Origin of the sequence: Streptomyces diastatochromogenes (genome assembly GCF_002242805.1) — a bacterium.
Classification (GTDB): domain Bacteria; phylum Actinomycetota; class Actinomycetes; order Streptomycetales; family Streptomycetaceae; genus Streptomyces; species Streptomyces diastatochromogenes.
The window spans coordinates 1-520 of record NZ_MCGQ01000228.1; the positions used below are offsets into that span (position 1 = coordinate 1).

The 520-nt window shown below is 73.8% G+C and carries 1 protein-coding gene; it reads left to right on the forward strand.

What is annotated here, in order from left to right:
- Positions 1-492: GPP34 family phosphoprotein (locus BEK98_RS47745; RefSeq protein WP_107428353.1), on the forward strand; the 492-nt coding region annotated here is incomplete at its 5' end.
- Between the last annotated feature and the right edge of the window lie 28 nt (positions 493-520).

A 520-nucleotide genomic window follows, 5' to 3' on the forward strand; every position in this document is an offset into this window, starting at 1 on the left:
GGCACGGTCACCGTGTCCGGCACGGAACCGACCGGCAACCCCGTACTGGACGGCGTTCTGCACGACGCCGCGGCCGGGCACAGCTGGAAGCGCCTCGTGCGCCGCCACCGCAAGCGGACCCTGACGGAAGTGGAGAACCGGCTCGCCGCGGCGGGACTCCTCACCGTGAAGGCGCCCCGCGCCCGCTTCGGCACACGGCGGCTGACCCTGACGGACCGCACTGTGCCCGCCGCACTGCGCGCCCGCGTGACCGCGGCGCTGCACGGGGACGGCCCCGTGCAGGAGATCCCCGCCGCCGACGCCGCGCTGCTGGCGCTGGCCGCGGCGGGCGGCATCCGCTCGGTGCTGTCACGGCAGGACCAGAAGACCTTCCGGGCACGTATCGACGCCTGCACGGGATCTCTCGCCGCCCTCGCGCCCGGCCTGGAGAAAGCTGTACGCGCTCTGCCGATGACCATGATCGCCGCGCAGGGCGGCATGGGCGGCAGCTGACCCTGATGGGGAGACCATGAGCATGCAC